The sequence below is a fragment of the Bacillus sp. FSL P4-0290 genome (assembly GCF_037975435.1).
In the GTDB taxonomy this organism is placed as follows: domain Bacteria; phylum Bacillota; class Bacilli; order Bacillales; family Bacillaceae; genus Bacillus; species Bacillus subtilis.
This window is the reverse complement of sequence record NZ_CP150253.1, coordinates 3518703-3538959: the sequence shown is the minus strand read 5'-3', so window position 1 is coordinate 3538959 and position 20257 is coordinate 3518703. Positions and strand designations below refer to the sequence as shown.

Annotated in this window: 17 protein-coding genes and 1 tRNA gene; 11 read left to right on the top strand and 7 right to left on the bottom strand. The window is 43.6% G+C overall.

All coding sequences use genetic code 11. The features are described 5' to 3' along the window. The first annotated feature begins 32 nt into the window (after positions 1–32). The 8 genes from mdxD to pgmB all read left to right on the top strand — a co-directional run bounded on the left by mdxD (position 33) and on the right by pgmB (position 10825). Positions 33–1802, top strand: a complete 1770-nt coding sequence (mdxD, locus tag MKY10_RS18565; protein ID WP_032678700.1) for a maltogenic alpha-amylase — start codon at positions 33–35, stop codon at positions 1800–1802. A 95-nt stretch (positions 1803–1897) separates the two neighbouring features. Next, entirely contained in the window at positions 1898–3151 is a 1254-nt protein-coding gene (mdxE, locus tag MKY10_RS18560) for a maltodextrin ABC transporter substrate-binding protein MdxE (protein ID WP_042975280.1), read from the top strand. A 40-nt stretch (positions 3152–3191) separates the two neighbouring features. Beyond that, a complete protein-coding gene (gene mdxF / locus MKY10_RS18555) occupies positions 3192–4499 on the top strand; it encodes a maltodextrin ABC transporter permease MdxF (protein WP_015251160.1) in 1308 nt (435 codons plus the stop codon). Continuing rightward, a complete protein-coding gene (mdxG, locus tag MKY10_RS18550) occupies positions 4500–5336 on the top strand; it encodes a maltodextrin ABC transporter permease MdxG (RefSeq protein WP_015251161.1) in 837 nt (278 codons plus the stop codon). Positions 5337–5340: 4 nt separating this feature from the next. After that, positions 5341–6225: a DUF1189 domain-containing protein gene (locus tag MKY10_RS18545; RefSeq protein WP_061891009.1), complete on the top strand. Its 885-nt coding sequence runs from the start codon at positions 5341–5343 to the stop codon at positions 6223–6225. After that, positions 6203–8476 (top strand): maltose phosphorylase, encoded by a 2274-nt coding sequence (gene mdxK, locus MKY10_RS18540; protein WP_048655006.1) that lies wholly within the window; start codon positions 6203–6205, stop codon positions 8474–8476. Before MKY10_RS18545 ends, mdxK begins: the two co-directional genes overlap by 23 nt. Further along, entirely contained in the window at positions 8469–10154 is a 1686-nt protein-coding gene (gene malL / locus MKY10_RS18535) for an oligo-1,6-glucosidase (protein ID WP_048655004.1), read from the top strand. The genes mdxK and malL overlap by 8 nt, the downstream gene beginning before the upstream one ends. Continuing rightward, positions 10151–10825: a beta-phosphoglucomutase gene (gene pgmB, locus MKY10_RS18530; protein WP_048655002.1), complete on the top strand. Its 675-nt coding sequence runs from the start codon at positions 10151–10153 to the stop codon at positions 10823–10825. Before malL ends, pgmB begins: the two co-directional genes overlap by 4 nt. A gap of 62 nt (positions 10826–10887) precedes the next feature. Here pgmB and clpP read toward each other — a convergent pair whose 3' ends face one another. Continuing rightward, entirely contained in the window at positions 10888–11481 is a 594-nt protein-coding gene (gene clpP / locus MKY10_RS18525; protein WP_003228214.1) for an ATP-dependent Clp endopeptidase proteolytic subunit ClpP, read from the bottom strand. Between the two features lie 269 nt (positions 11482–11750). On the opposite strand from clpP, the gene MKY10_RS18520 reads away from it, so the two are divergent. Next, positions 11751–11826 (top strand) — tRNA-Arg (locus MKY10_RS18520). Between the two features lie 282 nt (positions 11827–12108). On the opposite strand, the gene cotR is transcribed toward MKY10_RS18520, so the two are convergent. After that, the gene (gene cotR, locus MKY10_RS18515; RefSeq protein ID WP_029725962.1) at positions 12109–13071 is read right to left on the bottom strand and encodes a sporulation hydrolase CotR; all 963 of its coding nucleotides are present in this window, start codon (positions 13069–13071) and stop codon (positions 12109–12111) included. A 355-nt stretch (positions 13072–13426) separates the two neighbouring features. Here cotR and MKY10_RS18510 point away from each other — a divergent pair, with 355 nt between their 5' ends. Both MKY10_RS18510 and MKY10_RS18505 read left to right on the top strand, forming a co-directional pair. After that, on the top strand, positions 13427–14770 hold the full coding sequence (locus tag MKY10_RS18510; RefSeq protein ID WP_015251168.1) for an FAD-binding oxidoreductase: 1344 nt from the start codon (positions 13427–13429) through the stop codon (positions 14768–14770). Between the two features lie 246 nt (positions 14771–15016). Continuing rightward, positions 15017–15529, top strand: coding sequence for a DUF3231 family protein (locus MKY10_RS18505; RefSeq protein WP_003243249.1), 513 nt, complete (start codon positions 15017–15019; stop codon positions 15527–15529). A 35-nt stretch (positions 15530–15564) separates the two neighbouring features. On the opposite strand, the gene MKY10_RS18500 is transcribed toward MKY10_RS18505, so the two are convergent. The 5 genes from MKY10_RS18500 to levB all read right to left on the bottom strand — a co-directional run bounded on the left by MKY10_RS18500 (position 15565) and on the right by levB (position 20202). Then, positions 15565–15885 (bottom strand): QacE family quaternary ammonium compound efflux SMR transporter, encoded by a 321-nt coding sequence (locus MKY10_RS18500; RefSeq protein WP_003228222.1) that lies wholly within the window; start codon positions 15883–15885, stop codon positions 15565–15567. Then, entirely contained in the window at positions 15885–16220 is a 336-nt protein-coding gene (locus MKY10_RS18495) for an SMR family transporter (protein WP_061891010.1), read from the bottom strand. Before MKY10_RS18495 ends, MKY10_RS18500 begins: the two co-directional genes overlap by 1 nt. A gap of 82 nt (positions 16221–16302) precedes the next feature. Then, a complete protein-coding gene (locus tag MKY10_RS18490) occupies positions 16303–16887 on the bottom strand; it encodes a TetR family transcriptional regulator (protein ID WP_003244443.1) in 585 nt (194 codons plus the stop codon). Positions 16888–16981: 94 nt separating this feature from the next. Then, positions 16982–18544, bottom strand: a complete 1563-nt coding sequence (aspP, locus tag MKY10_RS18485) for an aspartate/proton symporter AspP (RefSeq protein WP_003228228.1) — start codon at positions 18542–18544, stop codon at positions 16982–16984. Positions 18545–18651: 107 nt separating this feature from the next. Further along, the gene (gene levB, locus MKY10_RS18480; RefSeq protein ID WP_048654999.1) at positions 18652–20202 is read right to left on the bottom strand and encodes a 2,6-beta-fructan 6-levanbiohydrolase; all 1551 of its coding nucleotides are present in this window, start codon (positions 20200–20202) and stop codon (positions 18652–18654) included. Between the last annotated feature and the right edge of the window lie 55 nt (positions 20203–20257).

The following is a 20257-nucleotide window of genomic DNA, read 5'->3' as shown; positions in this document are numbered from 1 at the left end:
GCTTCAATAAAACGGAAATCAAAGGGGGAAACATGATGGAATATGCAGCGATTCACCACCAGCCATTCAGCACAGATGCTTATTCTTATGATGGGCGGGCTGTGCATATCAAGATTCGGACAAAAAAAGGTGATGCAGATCACATTCGATTCATTTGGGGTGATCCCTATGAGTACAACGACGGCAAGTGGTCGGCAAACGAGCAGCCGATGAGGAAAATTGCTGCTACAGAAATGCATGACTATTGGTTTGCTGAAGTGGTGCCGCCATTTAGGCGTTTACAATATGCGTTTGTTGTAACAGACGATCATGAAGACATCTTTTTCGGAAGTTCGGGTGTATGCCCTTATAACGAAAAAACACTGGAAACGATTCATTATTACTTTAAATTTCCGTTTGTTCACGAGGCTGATACATTTCAAGCGCCTGAATGGGTCAAGTCAACGGTTTGGTATCAAATTTTTCCGGAGCGTTTTGCAAATGGAAGAGAAGACTTGTCACCGAAGAATGCATTGCCGTGGGGGAGCAAGGACCCGGGCGTCAATGATTTTTTTGGAGGGGATTTACAAGGAATTGTTGACAAGCTTGATTATTTAGAGGATTTAGGGGTGAACGGCATTTATCTGACACCGATCTTTTCCGCGCCTTCTAATCATAAATACGACACGCTGGATTACTTTTCTATTGATCCGCATTTCGGGGATCCTGAGCTTTTTCGTACATTGGTCAGCCAGCTGCATCAGCGGGGGATGAGAATTATGCTTGATGCGGTTTTTAACCATATAGGAAGCGCGTCTCCGCAATGGCAGGATGTCGTCAAAAACGGAGATCAATCCCGCTATAAAGACTGGTTCCATATTCACTCTTTTCCCGTCACAGACGACAATTATGACAGGTTTGCTTTTACAGCTGATATGCCGAAGCTAAACACGGCTAATCCCGAGGTGCAGAAATATTTGCTTGATATTGCTTTGTACTGGATTCGCGAATTTGACATTGACGGCTGGCGTTTGGATGTCGCAAATGAAGTGGATCACGCTTTTTGGAAGACATTTAGGCAGGCTGTATCTACTGAAAAGCCTGATGTTTATATTTTAGGTGAGATCTGGCATTCTGCCGAACCCTGGCTTAGAGGGGATGAATTTCATGCGGCGATGAATTACCCTTTTACAGAGCCTATGATTGAATACTTTGCTGACCAGACGATCTCAGCTTCACGTATGGCTCACCGTGTCAATGCACATTTGATGAATGGAATGAAGCAGGCCAATGAGGTGATGTTTAATTTACTGGATAGCCATGATACAAAGCGCCTTTTGACCAGATGCCGCAATGATGAGAAGAAAGCACGCGCGTTGCTGGCCTTTATGTTTGCCCAGACAGGCTCACCATGCATTTATTACGGAACGGAAATCGGGCTGAACGGCGAAAATGATCCATTATGCCGAAAATGTATGGTTTGGGAAAAAGAGAAGCAAAACCAAGACATGCTGCAATTTATGAAACGGTTAATTGCTTTACGCAAGCAGGAAAACACTTTATTGACTGAAGGACATCTTGAGTGGAATCTGCTGGATGACCAAAACGATTTTATTAGCTTTTCACGGACTCTTGATGAAAAAATACTGATTTATTTCTTTAATCAAGGGAATGCGGTTCAACATGTCAGTTTACTGGATTTGAATATTGAAAGGAATAAGAGGATCTGTGATGCATGGACAGAGCAGCCGCTTCAGCATCACGATGTCATTGCCGTTCAGCCGGGAGAATTTTTGATTTTGAGTGCTGCCGCCCCTGTATAACATTCTGTTATCGGTAACAAATCGAAAGTTGTTGTAACCGCTTTCTCTAGGACAATACAATTGTTATAGTTTCGTAAATAGAAGGGGGAAAAGAGATGGTTCTTTTTAAAAAGGGGTTCGCCATATTGGCGGCATCATTTCTGGCAATCGGCCTTGCCGCCTGCTCAAGTTCAAAAAATCCAGCAAGCGCTGATGGCAAAAAGGTGCTGACTGTGTCTGTCGAAGAAACGTATAAAGAATACATTGAAAGCATAAAAACAAAGTTCGAAAAAGAGAATGATGTCACAGTAAAAATTGTTGAAAAGCAAATGTTCGAACAGTTGGAGGCGCTTCCTCTTGATGGCCCGGCGGGTAATGCGCCTGATGTTATGCTTGCTGCATATGACCGGATCGGCGGTTTGGGACAGCAAGGACATTTGCTTGACATTAAGCCATCTCATACAAAAAGCTTTGGTGATAAAGAAATGCAGCAGGTGACAGTTGACGGCAAAGTGTACGGAATGCCGCTAGTCATTGAGACACTTATTTTGTATTACAACAAAGATCTTTTAAAAACAGCACCAAAAACATTTAAAGACCTTGAAAAGTTAACGGAAGATCCTCGATTCGCGTTTGCTTCGGAAAAAGGAAAATCAACCGGATTTTTAGCAAAATGGACTGACTTTTATATGTCGTACGGCTTATTGGCTGGATACGGCGGATATGTGTTTGGAAAAAACGGCACAGATTCCGGGGACATCGGCCTGAACAATAAAGGAGCTGTAGAAGCGGTGAAATATGCGGAGAAATGGTTTGAGACATATTGGCCGAAAGGAATGCAAGACAATTCAAGCGCAGACGACTTTATTCAGCAGATGTTTTTAGAAGGCAAAGCGGCTGCGATCATTGGCGGTCCTTGGTCAGCTGCCAATTATAAAGAGGCTAAATTGAACTACGGAGCGGCTCCCATTCCGACATTGCCCAATGGAGAAGAATATGCCCCTTTTGCGGGCGGGAAGGGCTGGGTAGCTTCAAAATATACAAAAGAACCCGAGCTGGCTGAAAAATGGCTTGAGTATGCTGCAAATGATGCCAATGCTTACGCTTTTTATGAGGATACAAACGAAGTTCCGGCAAACACGGCTGCAAGGAAGAAAGCCGATGAGCAAAAGAATGAACTGACGTCAGCTGTGATTAAACAATATGAAACAGCAACGCCGACTCCAAATATTCCGGAAATGGCTGAAGTATGGACAGGAGCGGAAAGTTTGATTTTTGATGCAGCTTCAGGAAAAAAATCGACACAAACATCAGCGAATGATGCTGTAAACGTCATAAAGGAAAATATTAAAGAAAAGTATGTGAAATAAAACGGCGGGATAGCGTCCGGAAGAATAGAGGGCGGAAAAAATGAATAAACATCACACACTTGCAAAGCAAAAACGAAAGGCAGGGCTTTTATCGATCATTCCAGGACTTGGGCAGATTGCGAATCAGCAATTGTCAAAGGGGCTCTTATTTCTTGCCATCACAGGCTTGTTTGCTTTTGAATTATGCGTTTTCGGTATACAGGCGCTAACCGGATTGATGACATTGGGAAGTGTTCCCGGTGAAGATCACTCGCTGTTTATGCTGATTGAAGGCACGCTGCAATTGATCGTGACAATGATTTTCCTCATGTTCTATATCTTTAATATTCATGATTCGCGTAAGAACGCCGCTATGAAAGCGGCGGGTTTGGAAGTCAATACAACAGCCAAGGATATGATCTGTCATGCGGGCGATAAAGGTTTTCCATATCTATTTACACTGCCGGCATATATCATGATGGTGTTTGTGATTATCTTTCCGGTTTTGGTGACTCTGTTTGTTGCATTAACAAACTATGATTTTTATCATATTCCGCCTAATCGTCTGATTGACTGGGTCGGGTTTAAAAATTTCTTGAATATTTTTTTCCTTGGCTCCTATCGTGAAACATTTGTGAATGTACTGGGCTGGACGGTTATCTGGACAATCTGTGCAACAACGCTGCAAATCATTTTAGGTATTGTGACGGCACTTTTCGTCAATCAGGATTTTATAAAAGGCAAGCGGATATTTCGAATGATTTTCTTATTTCCATGGGCTGTTCCGGCTTTTATTACAATCATGAGTTTTTCCAACATGTTTAACGACAGCATAGGAGCGGTGAATGCACAGGTGATACCATTATTCAATCACCTGCCGTTTGTCGAGCTGCCTGCGATCGCGTGGAAGACCGATCCTTTCTGGACAAAGACAGCCCTCATTATGATTCAGACGTGGCTCGGCTTTCCATATATATATGTCATGGTAACGGGAGTGCTTCAGGCGATTCCAGGTGAATTGTATGAAGCGGCAAAGATTGACGGGGCCACTTTTATTCAGCGTTTTCGGCATATTACATTCCCGATGATTTTATTTGCCACAGCACCCGTGATGATTACTCAGTATACGTTTAATTTCAATAATTTCTCGATCATCTATTTATTTAATGAGGGAGGGCCAGGCAGTGCGGGAGCCGGGGCCGGATCGACCGATATCTTAATTTCGTGGATTTATAAACTGACAACAGGCACATCACCCCAATATTCCGTTGCGGCGGCTGTGACACTGTTAATTTCTTTCATTGTCATTGGAATTTCACTGATTGCTTTCAAAAAATCGAATGCTTTTGGCAATGAGGAGGTTATGTAGGTGAACGCGAGCACTGCCAGAATGCTTAATAAAATCTGTACGTATTTATTTTTGACGCTTTTAAGTATTGTCATTATCTATCCGTTGCTGATTACGGCATCATCAGCCTTCCGTGTGGGGAATTCGGCGGCTTTTCAGCTCGATTTTTCGGGTTCTTGGACATTGGATCATTTTAAGCGGCTATTTGACGAAACGCTTTATCTCAATTGGTACAGCAATACACTTGTCATCGCACTATCGGTCATGGTTTTGCAGGTTACGATTGTGACACTTGCCGGGTACTCGTACAGCCGCTATCGGTTTGCAGGCAGAAAAAAGAGCCTGATATTCTTTTTAATCATTCAAATGGTGCCGACAATGGCGGCGCTGACTGCTTTTTATGTCTTGGCGATGCTAATAGGCGCACTCGATCAATACTGGTTTTTAACAGCGATCTATATCGGCGGCGGAATTCCGATGAACACGTGGCTGATGAAAGGTTATTTTGATACTGTGCCGAGAGAAATTGATGAAGCCGCGCGAATTGACGGAGCGGGACATCTGAGGATTTTCGCTTCAATTGTTCTGCCGCTTGTTAAGCCAATGCTCGCGGTACAAGCGCTTTGGGCGTTTATGGCACCATTTGGCGACTATTTGCTGGCGAAATTTCTGCTTCGCTCACCGGAAAGGCTGACCATCGCTGTAGGATTACAATCCTTTATTTCTAATCCGCAGCAGCAAAAAGTAGCTCTATTTGCGGCTGGTGCCATCCTTGCCGCACTGCCGATATGCGTTCTATTCTTTTTTCTCCAAAAGAACTTTGTGTCCGGTTTGACAGCCGGCGGAACAAAGGGGTAATTCAATGAAGAATCTGGAGAATAAAAGCTTTATCATCCGCTGCCTGAAAGCGGCTGCATCTCCATCAGGTGTTTGCAGCTATGGGAATACCTTCAGCTGGCTGCAGCTCTCTTTTCTCTTTATGTTTTTAACGGCCTGCTTAATGGCGCCGTTAGCGGTTTCGTTTGTGAAAATGGATCGCTTCAGCGTTGCATCTTTTATGCCGTCAGCGATTCAAGGGGTTAATGATCAATTTGCTGATCAATTACAGGGTTTTCAAATCAGGAACGGAAAACTAACAGGCGGGAAGAGCTCTGAGAGGATTGAAGATGGGCAGAATGTGATGGCAGTCGATATGAAGCATGAATATGAGACAAGCGGTGAAAATGGGCGATTGAAAGTAACTGGATTTGAAAACGCCGTCATATTTCAACCTGATCAACTGGTGATCACCGATCAAAACGAAACGGGGTTTTCTGTTGGCTATGCGAAAATGGACGTTAAGCTCGAGAAACCAAACGCCCATGATGTAGAGGTTTTGATCGATACATTATGGTTGGCACAGTATAAGCCGATGATCATGATGCTGGCATATGCGGTAATCTTTATGATCCAGCTTTTGTTAACGTTTGTTCTTGCAGGTGGCCTCTGGATCACAAAAATATCAAACATGATCTCTATTGCGTCATTCAAGGAAGCAGTATCTACGGCGATTTGCGCCTCGGCACTGCCGGCATTTGCGGCAGCTGCTATCGGCATGGTTCATTTTGATTTGATTACTGTATTGATGATCCATTCGTGTGGCGTTACTTTGATGATTTCTTTTGCATTTAGATATTTGACCAAAACCCGCCGTGATAATGGAAACTTACATTCGGGAGGAAATGATGATAAATCAGCGGTTATTTGAGATTGATGAATGGAAAATCAAAACAAATACATTTAATAAGGAACATACACGGCTGCTGGAAAGCCTGACGTCTCTTGCCAATGGCTATATGGGGGTCAGAGGGAATTTTGAAGAAGGCTATTCAGGCGACAGTCACCAAGGCACATATATTGCAGGCGTGTGGTTCCCCGACAAAACGCGAGTAGGCTGGTGGAAAAACGGGTATCCAGAATATTTCGGAAAAGTGATCAATGCGATGAACTTTATGGGCATAGGCCTATATGTTGACGGTGAAAAAATCGATCTCCATCAAAAACCAATCGAATCATTTGAGGTAGAACTCAATATGAAAGAGGGGATTCTGCGGCGAAGCGCTGTTGTCAGCATTCAGGATAAATCCGTCAGAATCAGGTCAGAGCGGTTTCTTAGCCTTGCTGTAAAAGAACTCTGTGCGATTCATTATGAAGCGGAATGCCTGACGGGAGATGCTGTCATTACGCTTGTTCCTTACCTGGATGGAAATGTGGCAAATGAAGATTCTAACTACCAAGAACAGTTTTGGCAGGAGGAAGCGAAAGGTGCTGATTCTTACAGCGGCCATTTAGCGGCAAAAACGATCGAAAATCCATTTGGAACACCGCGCTTCACGGTTTTAGCCGCGATGGCAAACGAAACGGAGGGTTTTGTCAATGAAAGCTTTAAAACGAATGAAATGTATGTCGAGAATCGCTACAGTTATCAAACGAAAGCATCATTGAAAAAGTTTGTGATTGTCACGACTTCACGTGATTTTCGGGAGGAAGAGCTTTTTTCGAAAGCCAAGGAGCTTTTGGCGGATGTGGTTGAGTACGGCTATGAAAAAGCAAAACGGAGGCACACTGATCGATGGAAGGAAAGATGGGCAAAAGCGGACATTGAGATTAAAGGAGATAAGGAGCTTCAACAAGGAATACGCTACAATATCTTTCAGTTATTCTCGACATATTACGGGGGCGATGCCCGTTTGAATATCGGGCCGAAAGGATTTACTGGCGAGAAATATGGAGGTGCCGCATATTGGGATACTGAGGCGTACGCCGTTCCGATGTATTTGGCGACAGCCGAGCCGGAGGTGACGAAAAACCTGCTTTTGTATCGCTATCATCAGTTGGAGGCTGCCAAACGAAACGCTGCAAAATTGGGGATGAAGGGGGCACTTTATCCGATGGTGACGTTCACCGGTGATGAATGCCACAACGAATGGGAAATCACCTTTGAAGAAATTCACCGCAATGGCGCGATCTGTTATGCGATCTACAATTATATCAATTATACAGGCGACTGTAACTATATAGAAGAATATGGGATAGATGTTCTTGTGGCAGTCAGCAGATTTTGGGCCGACCGTGTTCACTTCTCGAAACGAAAAAATAAGTATATGATCCATGGCGTTACAGGGCCGAATGAATACGAAAACAACGTTAACAACAATTGGTATACGAATGTCATTGCGGCTTGGACGTTGGATTATACTCTACAAAGTCTCGAAAGTATCTCAGCGGAGAAACGCCGCCTTCTGGATGTGCTGGAAGAAGAATTGAAAGTCTGGAGAGAAATCATCCAGCACATGTACTATCCATTTAGTGAAGAACTGCAAATTTTCGTTCAGCATGACACGTTCTTGGACAAAGACCTGCAAACAGTTGACGAATTAGATCCAGCGGAACGGCCCCTTTACCAGAATTGGTCATGGGACAAGATTCTCCGCTCCAATTTTATTAAGCAGGCAGATGTTCTCCAAGGCATTTATCTTTTTAATGACCGTTTTACAATGGAAGAAAAACGGAGAAACTTTGAATTTTATGAGCCGATGACTGTTCATGAATCAAGCCTATCGCCCTCTGTCCATGCGATTCTCGCAGCCGAACTCAAGCTGGAAAAGAAAGCGCTCGAATTATATAAGCGAACAGCAAGGCTTGATCTTGATAATTACAATCATGATACGGAAGAAGGCTTGCATATTACTTCAATGACGGGGAGCTGGCTGGCAATCGTTCATGGCTTTGCAGGCATGCGCACCGCGAATGAGACGCTGTCATTTGCTCCGTTTTTGCCGAAAGAATGGGACGAATATTCATTCAACATCAATTATCGAAACCGATTAATCAATGTGACGGTTGACGAAAAGCGCGTTATTTTTAAGCTTGTAAAAGGCGAGCCGCTGCACATGAACGTTTATGAGGAACGAGTTGTCCTACAGGGACGATGTGAAAGGAGAACGCCTAATGAGTGAATGGTGGAAAGAAGCTGTCGTTTATCAAATTTACCCGCGCAGTTTTTATGATGCCAATGGAGATGGATTCGGGGATTTGCAAGGTGTGATTCAAAAGCTGGATTACATCAAAAATCTCGGGGCGGATGTCATCTGGCTCTCCCCGGTATTTGATTCCCCGCAGGATGACAACGGATATGATATCAGCGATTACAAAAACATGTACGAAAAGTTTGGGACAAATGAAGATATGTTTCAGCTGATTGATGAAGCCCATAAACGCGGAATGAAAATCGTCATGGATTTGGTCGTGAACCACACGTCGGATGAGCATGCTTGGTTTGCTGAAAGCCGCAAGTCGAAGGACAATGCTTACCGGGATTATTATTTTTGGAAAGATCCTAAACCGGACGGCTCAGAGCCGAATAATTGGGGATCGATCTTTTCAGGCTCAGCGTGGACATACGATGAAGGAACAGGGCAGTATTATTTGCACTACTTTTCGAAAAAACAGCCTGATTTAAATTGGGAAAACGAAGCCGTTCGCCGGGAAGTTTATGATGTAATGAGATTCTGGATGGATAGAGGCGTTGACGGCTGGCGGATGGATGTGATCGGCTCTATTTCTAAATACACCGATTTTCCGGACTACGAAACGGATTACAGCCGCAGCTATATTGTCGGCCGTTATCACTCTAACGGCCCACGTCTTCATGAGTTTATTCAAGAGATGAACAGGGAAGTGCTTTCTCATTACGACTGCATGACAGTCGGAGAGGCAAACGGCTCTGATATTGAAGAGGCGAAAAAGTACACAGATGCAAGCAGGCAAGAGCTGAATATGATCTTTACATTTGAACATATGGATATTGATACAGAACAAAACTCGCCAAATGGGAAATGGCAGATCAAGCCGTTTGATTTGATTGCTTTAAAAAAGACGATGACAAGGTGGCAGACCGGGTTAATGAATGTCGGCTGGAATACCCTGTATTTTGAGAACCATGACCAGCCGAGGGTTATTTCCCGCTGGGGCAATGACGGGAAGCTGCGTAAGGAATGTGCGAAGGCATTTGCAACGGTTCTGCACGGCATGAAAGGAACGCCGTTTATTTACCAGGGAGAAGAAATCGGCATGGTCAACAGCGATATGCCGCTGGAGATGTATGATGATCTTGAAATAAAGAATGCATATCGTGAACTAGTCGTCGAAAACAAAACGATGTCAGAAAAAGAGTTTGTCAAAGCCGTGATGATAAAAGGAAGGGATCATGCGAGAACACCGATGCAGTGGGATGCCGGAAAACATGCGGGATTCACAGCCGGAGACCCGTGGATACCGGTAAATTCCCGCTATCAAGATATCAATGTGAAAGAGTCTTTGGAAGATCAAGACTCGATTTTCTTTTACTATCAGAAGCTCATTCAATTACGAAAGCAATATAAGATTATGATATATGGCGATTATCAGCTGTTGCAGGAGAATGATCCGCAGGTCTTTTCTTACCTTCGAGAATATCGAGGGGAAAAGCTTCTTGTCGTTGTGAATTTATCGGAAGAAAAGGCTCTGTTCGAAGCGCCTCCAGAACTGATTCATGAGCGTTGGAAAGTGCTGATTTCAAACTATCCGCAGGAGCGGGCTGACTTAAAGAGTATTAGCCTCAAACCTTATGAAGCTGTGATGGGCATTAGTATATGAAAGCGGTCATTTTTGATTTAGACGGAGTGATAACAGATACTGCTGAATATCATTTTCTCGCTTGGAAGCACATCGCAGAACAAATCAATATCCCTTTTGACAGAGACATGAATGAAAGGCTAAAAGGAATCAGCAGAGAAGAGTCACTTGAAAGCATATTGATCTTTGGCGGTGCGGAAACAAAGTATACAAATGCGGAGAAACAAGAGCTTATGCATCGGAAAAATCGCGATTATCAAATGCTGATCAGCAAATTGACGCCGGAAGATCTTTTACCGGGGATTGGCAGGCTCCTATGTCAATTGAAAAACGAAAATATAAAAATCGGGTTAGCATCTTCAAGTCGCAATGCTCCTAAGATTTTAAGACGTTTGGCAATTATCGATGATTTTGATGCCATTGTTGATCCGACGGCTCTTGCGAAGGGGAAGCCTGATCCTGACATCTTTTTAACAGCTGCAGCGATGCTCGATGTTTCCCCTGCTGATTGCGCGGCAATAGAAGACGCAGAAGCAGGCATTTCCGCAATCAAATCTGCCGGGATGTTTGCGGTTGGTGTCGGTCAAGGACAGCCGATGCTTGGTGCTGATCTAGTTGTGAGGCAGACGAATGATTTGACACTTGAGCTGTTACATGAGGAATGGGAGCAGTATAGAATAAAAAGTGTTTAAGGGAGTCAATTCCTTGAAATGAAAAAACCTGCAAGAGACGCAGCTCTTGCAGGTTTTGTTGATTATTTTTTGTCTTCTGTGTGAGTCAAAATTTTGTCAATCAGGCCGTATTCAAGCGCTTCTTCAGCAGACTTGAAGTTATCACGGTCTGTGTCGCGTTCGATCACTTCAAGCGGCTGGCCAGTACGTTCAGCAAGGACTTTGTTTAATTTGTCGCGAAGCAAGAGAATGCGTTTCGCGGCAATTTCAATTTCTGTCGCCTGACCTTGCGCACCGCCAAGAGGCTGGTGAATCATGACTTCACTGTTTGGAAGCGCATAGCGTTTGCCTTTTTCGCCGGCTGCAAGCAGGAACGCGCCCATTGACGCAGCCATACCGATACAAATTGTAGATACCTTCGGCTTAATAAACTGCATGGTATCATAGATCGCCATACCGGCTGTAATAGAGCCGCCCGGGCTGTTGATGTAAAGAGAAATTTCTTTTTCAGGGTCTTCTGCTGCTAAGAATAAAAGCTGTGACACGATGGAGTTCGCAACGTTGTCATCAATCGCAGATCCAAGCATGATGATTCGATCCTTTAATAGACGAGAATAAATGTCATACGCTCTTTCCCCGCGGTTCGTTTGTTCAATGACTGTAGGTATTAAATTCATAATGCTCCTCCTTCACCTTTTAGGTAAGTATGTAGTTACATGATACATTTTTGGTCAATAAAGGTCAAACAAAAAGCTGGCCTGATATGCAAAGTCGTCTCTTTTTCCCATTTTCCCCAAAAATACAGGGGTTCAAACCATCGTATGTCAGATTGCCAATTAAGATGCTTTGTCTATTTAAAAAACGGCCTCTCGAAATAGAGGGTTGTTATTTGAATGGAATTATCGTATAATTAGTTGTGCTGACGTTCTCATAACGCAGTCTATATGCGCTCGTAGCTCAGTTGGATAGAGCGGTGGTTTCCGGTACCACGTCTGTCGGGGGTTCGAATCCCTCCGAGCGCGTCCAATAGAACAACAGGAAAGACAAGGGTTTGGCGATTTGCCGCTCTTGTCTTTTTTGTGTGAAAAAGGGAATTGCATACCTTAGAGTAACATTTCAATTACATTCTTTAGTTTGAACCCTCACTTTCAAAAGAAGAAGTATGAATTGATTTTTTCATTCATCTTATTAGCTTGTGATTAACAAACCTTTAAAAAATCCGGTTCTACCCATTGCCTGTATTTATTTTGAGAATCTTCTCTCGGACAAAATTGGATAAGTGAGAATAGTTTTAAAATAAAAATTTATTTGCTCCCCCAGTTCTTCTCTATAAATTGAATCGCAGGCTGTAAGTTGGTTTTGTTCGCAATTTCAATGACAGCGGGAACGACGGCAGGGTCCGTTTTGGAGAAGTTCGGAATCCGTGGATCTAACCGGAAAAAACGATCTCCCAGAAGATTCGCACTGACCATGGATTCATAGTACCCATTACCGCCAGCAATCATCTGAAGAAATGGCAGTAAAGGTTCATTAGGCGACCTGTCCAAAAGAACTCCCCAATTTGGAGGAAGGTTCTTCAGATTTTCGGGGCGGATGTTATCTGCACTTACCATTCCCCATCCCTTCGTATCTCTTCTTAACCGGGTCGGGGCTTCACCTGTTCCGATGGACAATACCGCAATTTGATCCAATGGCACGTTGGCTTTACCAACTGCAAACGCGATACTGGCTGTACTAGGGTTCGTTGCTACTACATACCCATCCACATAGTTTTGATAGGCCCGTTGCGTCGCGGGAGCACCGCTGCTCCGCAGTATGACATCACTTACTTTCTCATTTAAATAGGGAGAGCCGGGAAAATTGTGAAATAAGACAGGAGTCCAACGATCCAGTTTTTGAGAGTATAATTTGAATGATGGGACAACAATTCGTTTTCTTAAATCTATAAGTTGAAGATCTGCTGGGAAAAAATTTCTTACCGCTTTAATAAAACCGGAATAGGGTAATTGTTGGTTGAAAACAGGTCCGCCTGGCCGGGAAATGCTGAATGCGGGTAGGATTTCATCCTCAAAATACTGAAGTGTTTCCCTCGGAGATCTTCCGCTTGCTAATGCAAGGGCAGTAAATGAACCGATTGAATTTCCCGAAAATACATGGGTTCGACTAATTAACTTCGGGTTTTGCCTAGCCAATCTGTTTAATAGTTGTAAACTTAAAGCACCTAAGGTACCGCCGCCGTCAAAGGTCATAATCCGATATTTTGCCAAAGCTGATGTCTCCTTTCTACATACATTCAGTATATGATGATCTAGAGTCTGTTGTATGGATGTATACCTCTGATACTAAACACTTCTTCATCTCTCTTTTCTTTTGGCCTAAACGAATATTCACTCCGAAAAAAACTGGACACTGCTCCTAAAAACGATAAGAAAAAACGCTTGTTGGAGGTTTGGACAGGAAGTTTGCTCAAAATTGTTTGAAAAATGTTTCTCAGCAGACCTTACCGACGAAAAAGGCCTTAGCGTATTATATTTATAGTTCGTAGATCATTTGTCTATGCGATTATCCAGCTCCTGCATATTTTAGTATCTGAATCGAATTTCTTTGGGAGTGAAATAATATATGGGATCAACACAGTTGACAGGGCGTGTAATCTTCAAAGGAGACCCCGGCTATACAGAGGCTATTAAGAATTGGAACCCTTATGTGGATGTCTATCCTCTTGTCTTTGTTTTTGCACAAAATTCATACGATGTAAGTAATGCCATTAAATGGGCTCGTGAGAATAAAGTGCCCTTACGTGTCAGAAGCGGTCGCCATGCTTTAGATAAGAACCTTTCAGTAGTAAGTGGAGGAATTGTTATTGATGTGAGTGACATGAATAAAGTTTTCTTAGATGAAGAAAACGCGATTGCAACCGTTCAAACTGGTATTCCCGTTGGCCCGCTTGTAAAGGGATTAGCTCGAGACGGTTTTATGGCTCCGTTTGGAGATAGCCCAACAGTTGGAATCGGGGGAATTACGATGGGCGGCGGATTTGGTGTACTCTCACGATCGATTGGCCTTATAAGTGATAACCTTCTCGCGCTGAAAACGGTAGATGCAAAAGGAAGGATTATTCACGCAGATCAATCTCACAATGAGGATTTGCTATGGGCTTCTAGAGGCGGAGGAGGAGGTAACTTTGGATATAATACCCAATATACATTCAAAGTTCATCGTGCCCCTAAAACAGCAACCGTCTTCAATATTATCTGGCCGTGGGAACAATTAGAAACGGTATTTAAAGCTTGGCAGAAATGGGCTCCGTTTGTAGATGAACGATTAGGATGCTACCTTGAAATTTACAGCAAAATAAATGGTTTGTGTCATGCAGAAGGAATTTTCCTCGGTTCGAAAACTGAATTGATTCGATTATTAAAACCTTTATTACATGCGGGAACTCCAACAGAAGCAGATATCAAAACATTATACTATCCAGATGCTATAGATTTCTTAGACCCTGACGAACCCATCCCTGGCAGAAATGATCAGAGTGTTAAATTCTCCTCGGCTTGGGGTCATGATTTTTGGTCTGACGAACCCATTTCAATCATGAGAAAATTTTTGGAAGATGCTACTGGAACAGAAGCCAATTTCTTTTTTATCAATTGGGGTGGTGCTATAAGCAGAATCCCTAAAGACGAAACTGCCTTTTTTTGGCGCCATCCATTATTTTATACGGAATGGACGGCTAGTTGGAAAAATAAATCACAAGAAGATTCAAATCTTGCATCAGTTGAAAGAGTGCGTCAGCTGATGCAACCATATGTAGCAGGTTCATATGTTAATGTTCCAGATCAAAACATTGAAAACTTCGGAAAAGAATATTATGGCGCAAACTTTGCGCGGCTTCGAGAAATAAAGGCGAAATATGACCCCGAAAATGTATTTCGTTTTCCGCAAAGCATCCCGCCATCTCGTTAAAGTTTATTAAAGACAGAATCAATGACTCATATTAAAAAGCACTTGAATGGTTTCCGGTATCTTGTCTGTCGGGGTGCGAATCCCTTCAGTGCGTCCAATCAAACAACAGGAAAGACAATGGTTTGGCAACTTGCCACTCTTGTCTTTTTTGTTTCATTTCATAAATCTTTTCCGCTGAAACATAAATGTTCCTCCGCTTGGGCACGTTATGAAATGTGCAATATTGAATATGGGAGGAGGATGAACATGGGTATTTTAAGCGGAAATCCGCAGGATGAACCGATGCATTACGGTGAGGTATTCGGCTTGTGGAGTTATGTGATGGCGGGCAATAAAATGGTCGGCAATTACCAAATGCTATTGAATCATGTCGGTGATGACGACCTGAAGAAGCTGCTTCGTGAGTCTATTGAGAAATGCCAAGATGAAATCAAACAGGTCAGCACGATCCTGAAAGAAAACGGGGTGGCGCTGCCGCCGGCTTCTCCTGAACCGCCGACAGCAGATCTTAACGATATCCCGCCTGGTGCACGGTTTCTCGATCCGGATGTGGCGGCTTCCGCGGCAGCAGAAAATGCTGCAGGTCTGGTGACATGCAGCAAAATGATGGGGCAATCGATTCGTGAGGATATTGCCATGATGTTTGGGCAATTTCATATGTCGAAAGCGGCAACCGGCGCAAAATACTTAAGGCTGCTAAAAAACAAAGGCTGGCTCATCCCGCCGCCGCTTCATCTTCAAAAACATCACGAAGCTTAATGGCAAAGGCATATACAGCTGTATATGCCTTGATTTTATGAAGATGACGTAAGACGCAGGCCGATGACGCCAGCTAGGATAAGGCAAAGTGAAATCACCTGTGAAAGCTGAAACCGCTCCTTAAACCAGATGAGCCCGACCGCCGAAACACCAATGCTTCCAATGCCAGTCCAGACGGCATATGCGACTCCGGCAGGCAGGACGATCATCGCTTGGGACAGGCAGTAAAAGGATAAGCCGAATCCAACAGTCATCACAATGATTGGCCATTTTTTTCTTGTTCCGTCTATATATTTCATGGCAATGGCAGCTATAATTTCTTCTATGCCGGCAATCACTAATAAAAACCATGCCATTATTGTTCACCTCCCGGCTGAGATTTGCTTTCTTTCGTAAATAATTTCATTCCTAAAATGCCAGCCAGCAATAAAGCTAAAAAGAACATTTGGGCTGCTGAGAAGGATTCGCCCAGAACAATTCCAGTCAGATATGTTCCGACGGTTCCGATTCCCACAAACACAGTGTACGCCGCGGCCATCGGGATTTTTTGATAAGAGCGGATCAACAGGATAAAGCTGACCGCGATTAAGATAAAAATGATGATCCAATCCAAAAGCGAATCGGCATGTTTGAGGGAAGAGGCCCAAACAACTTCTAAAAGCCCTGCAATAAAAACAAGAATCCAATTCAAATGAAACACCTCTCTATTTTTATGAATGAACGTCAGTCATTTTTAGGACATTAAAAAATGAGCGGTGTTACCCAGTCATTTTTTAAGCAGTACCTAAGCTCCGTTTTAAGAAAGTAAAAATTTCCTTTTTATACACTTCAACATTTTCATCTTGTTCAAATCCGATATAGAATCGTTCCGCAGTATTCTCGACCAAGTTGATAATCGTTCTGGCCGTCCATTTTGAATTGATTCCTTCCGTTACCTCATGGTTTGCAATGGCCTTGTTGATGATTTTTTCAAGCCAGGAATAATAAGGCTGATAGATCGTCTCCCATTTTTCCATGGAGTGGTCGATCGCAAGCCCGGAATAACAGAGGACAATAATATCCTTATGGCGTTCTGTAATGAGAAATGTCTCATCAATTAATATATCTAAAACGGTCCAAAAATCCTCGTCCCCATGCAGCCTACCTTTGATTTGATCAAGTGTATGGGTGAGGAGATTTTCTGCAATGGCCGGTATGAGGGCATTTTTAGATGAAAAATACAAATAGAATGTTCCTTGGGCAGTGCCGGCCTTTTTGACAATATCAGAAATAGAAGCTTTGTCGAGGCCTTTTTCAGAAATGACTTCTATGGCAGCCTGCAGAATTTTTTCATATTTGCCCGATGTTTGTTTTGGCATGAGGAACACCTCCAATAATGACTGACTCTCATTCATTTTATCGCGTGTATGTATGTTTGTAAAGAATAAAGAAGCAAGAAAACCTCTTGCTTCTTTATTTATCGTAATCAATGGCGGCTTTTGGGAGCCCGGTATACTTTGCCCAGTAATAAATCGCAAGTGAGCCGATCGCGACTAAAATGAGGTCGACGGGATTGCTGATAATCCCTAAACCATGTCCGAAAGAACCGATGTAGGAAAAGATCAGCATCATAATATAAAACCCGATAAGCCACCAGGCTGATTTCAGCTGCTGAGCGAGGCTGACATCTTCTTTAGGCGTATATTTGCTGAAACAGAGATAGATCAAAAACATCACGAGCTGTGAACCGAGCAGCCAGGAGACTGTTTTCCATCCTGACCAGTACACGATAAACGCTGTAAATATAAAGGAAAGCGGCCCGATAATGCTCATTCCCTTTAAATAAAACGGCCTGTTTAAGTCCTTCGCGTTGACCCTCAGCGCAGCTGAAGAAATGGGTGCAATCGCATATGAAAGAATGAGCGCGACTGAACAGACATTGACGAGCGCGTTCCACGAAGGAAAGGGAAGTGTCCAGAAAATGGACAGGGCAAACGAAAGCCAAAGCGAAGCGCGGGGTGTCCCCGTATCTTTATTGACCTTTGAGAATATGCCAAATAATGTGCCGTTACGCGCCCAGGCGTAAACAAGGCGGGATGTCGTATTCATAAAGATATTCCCGTTTCCACCGGGAGACAGAATGGCGTCTAAAATGACAAGCGTTGCAAGCCAGCCTAACCCGAGCATGACCGCAATATCCTTAAACGGCAATGAGAACTCCCGGCCAATTGCCGGCCAGCCATGTTTCAGTGTTTCTGTCGGGATTGCACCAATAAAGGTGACCTGCAAAACAGTATAAATGATGGTTGAAACGATGATGCAAATGATTAAAGCGATCGGGATATTGCGTTTTGGATTTTGGACTTCACCTGCTACAGATACAATCGGATGCAGGCCGAGATACGCAAACATGACGCCGCCTGTCGAGATGGCAGCCTGAATACCTGTAAATCCAAACGGTGCAAATCCTTGAACGGATAAATTCTCCGGCTGAAAATGAAAGATCAGCACAATAATGATGGTAATCGGCACAATATATTTAAAAATCGATATGATGAAATTCGCCTTAGCGAAGGTTTTGACGCTCCAATAATTCAGCAGGAAAAACAAGCATAATAGGGCAAATTGCAAGATCCAGCCGGAAATGGTCGGCGAATCAGACCCTTTAATGGTCAGGCCGGGAAACCAATAGGCCACATACTGGCGCACAGCTGTCACTTCAATTGAAATCAAGCTTGTATAAGCGACAATCGTGACAAACGAAATTAAGTAGCCGACAAGGTGGCCATGTGAATAAACGGGGTATCGAATGATGCCTCCGGTACGGGGCAGAGCGGCTCCGAGCTCCGCATATACAAGCCCGATTAACAAAATAATGGCTCCTCCGAGGATCCAGGAAAAAGCGCCGGAGGGCCCTGCTTTTGAAGCGACATTACTGACAGCGAACAGCCACGCTGATCCAAAGATGGCTCCCATCCCAATCAAAATCAGATCAAACAGCGACATTGATTTTTGAAAATTTCCTTGTTTAGACATTCGCTTCCTCCTTTGAAACCAGCCTTATATTCCTTACAATGCCCAATATGTAACAGAGAATACCGCTCCTAATAAAAAAACAGGGGCAGCCTGCGCCGCCCCTGTTTTTATTCATGAATCGAATCAAAGTGTTTCACTGTTATATTTTTGAAGGAGGCTGTGCCGCCGTCAGAATAAAGGGTAATTCCTTTATCTTCAGGCTTTGGGAAGACTTCATTTGAAAAAACGGTTTTCCCGTCGCCAACAAAAACTTCTATCGTTGTTTTATCGACAAGTATTTTCAAATGCACCTTACGTTTGCTTACATCATAAGGAGCTTTGCTTTCGACATAGGTATTGCTTTTGTCAGGCTGATTTGTGGCTGCTCTATTGACATAAGCATAGCCGCCTTCAGCGAAAATACCGACATCAATATGGCGTTTTTGGTCTTCTGATTCTCTGAGCCTGACGCCTGCATTCTTTAGCTCTGACCAAGAAAGATCCGTATCAAGCTGGTACGTATCACCTGTTATCGACAATGTTTTTGATCCGTTCACATCCTGATCCTCTATTTCGTCAGTTGAAACAGTCAGCTGCTCCAAAGCTTCAATCGGCTGTGAGACGAGGCTGTATGTTCCATCCTGCTCCTTCAGCCGGAGTTCGCGTATGACAGAATCTGTGCCGTTAAAGCCGTTCTTCATTGTCGGGGTGTTGTTGGCATAATCCCAATTGTTCATCCAGGCAAGCGCATACCGCTTTTCTAATGGATCTGTGCTTTTGCTGTCTTCGAACGTCACACCGCCATACCAGTCGAAGCCATAGTCAAGCCATTGGGCTTCAGTCTGATCCGCTTTGAATTCTTTTCCGTCGAAGCTTCCGGTCCAGTAGGCGTACGTATTTGGTTTGCCCCACGGTTTGCCATTCGCGCTGGCACCGAGAACCCACTTATTCGTTCCGTCGCTTGCCCGCATCATGTAGAGGTCGGGACATTCCACCATTCCCGCCTGTTCTGGGAAGAATCCGCTTGTGTAATGCCAGTCCTTAAGATTATCGGATTCATAAAAGCCGATTTTTGATCCTTCAGCCATGACCATGACCCATTTGTTATCCTGGTCATCCCATATGACTTTCGGATCTCTGAAATCGTCTGTACCCGGATTAGGCATAACGGGGTTGCCACTGTAGAATTTGAATGATTTTCCCTTATCTGTGCTGTACCACAAATATTGTTCCTGTTTTTTGTCTTTGGCTGAGGGCTGTGTCACAATCGCGACAAGCGCATTTTTCCCAAAGCCGGCTGTGTTCTCTTTATCCACCACGACGGAACCGGTCCAAATGTCACCGTCCGGGTTTGTATATTTCGGAATCGCCACGCCTTCATCGGTCCAGTGCACCAAATCAGCTGAGACGGCATGGCGCCATTCTGTGCCGTTGCCTTTTGGGTAATCCCGGTTATATAGATAGAAATAATGATACTTGCCATCAAAATAGATCGGTTTTTGAGGGTCATTTTTCCATTTATCCGGCGTCGTAAAATGATATGCCGCCCGGTAGTCCGGCTTCTGTTTTGATTTTGTTTTTTGGTCATGTTCTTCTTTTGGAAATAAGTCGATAAACAGCAATATTCCTAAAAAGGTTAGGAATGAGGTTAGCCATTTGCCTGCTTTTATATAGTTCATATGGGATTCACCTTTATGTTGATAAGAAATAAAAGAAAATGCCAATAGGATATCG

Excerpts from the sequence above, each read along its gene's own strand:
- mdxD (WP_032678700.1), top strand. The coding sequence starts at position 33 with ATGATGGAATATGCAGCGATTCACCACCAGCCATTCAGCACAGATGCT.
- mdxE (WP_042975280.1), top strand. The coding sequence starts at position 1,898 with ATGGTTCTTTTTAAAAAGGGGTTCGCCATATTGGCGGCATCATTTCTG.
- mdxF (WP_015251160.1), top strand. The coding sequence starts at position 3,192 with ATGAATAAACATCACACACTTGCAAAGCAAAAACGAAAGGCAGGGCTT.
- MKY10_RS18545 (WP_061891009.1), top strand. The coding sequence starts at position 5,341 with ATGAAGAATCTGGAGAATAAAAGCTTTATCATCCGCTGCCTGAAAGCG.
- mdxK (WP_048655006.1), top strand. The coding sequence starts at position 6,203 with ATGATAAATCAGCGGTTATTTGAGATTGATGAATGGAAAATCAAAACA.
- malL (WP_048655004.1), top strand. The coding sequence starts at position 8,469 with ATGAGTGAATGGTGGAAAGAAGCTGTCGTTTATCAAATTTACCCGCGC.
- pgmB (WP_048655002.1), top strand. The coding sequence starts at position 10,151 with ATGAAAGCGGTCATTTTTGATTTAGACGGAGTGATAACAGATACTGCT.
- clpP (WP_003228214.1), bottom strand. The coding sequence starts at position 11,481 with ATGAATTTAATACCTACAGTCATTGAACAAACGAACCGCGGGGAAAGA.
- MKY10_RS18510 (WP_015251168.1), top strand. The coding sequence starts at position 13,427 with ATGGGATCAACACAGTTGACAGGGCGTGTAATCTTCAAAGGAGACCCC.
- MKY10_RS18505 (WP_003243249.1), top strand. The coding sequence starts at position 15,017 with ATGGGTATTTTAAGCGGAAATCCGCAGGATGAACCGATGCATTACGGT.
- MKY10_RS18500 (WP_003228222.1), bottom strand. The coding sequence starts at position 15,885 with ATGGCATGGTTTTTATTAGTGATTGCCGGCATAGAAGAAATTATAGCT.
- MKY10_RS18490 (WP_003244443.1), bottom strand. The coding sequence starts at position 16,887 with ATGCCAAAACAAACATCGGGCAAATATGAAAAAATTCTGCAGGCTGCC.
- aspP (WP_003228228.1), bottom strand. The coding sequence starts at position 18,544 with ATGTCTAAACAAGGAAATTTTCAAAAATCAATGTCGCTGTTTGATCTG.
- levB (WP_048654999.1), bottom strand. The coding sequence starts at position 20,202 with ATGAACTATATAAAAGCAGGCAAATGGCTAACCTCATTCCTAACCTTT.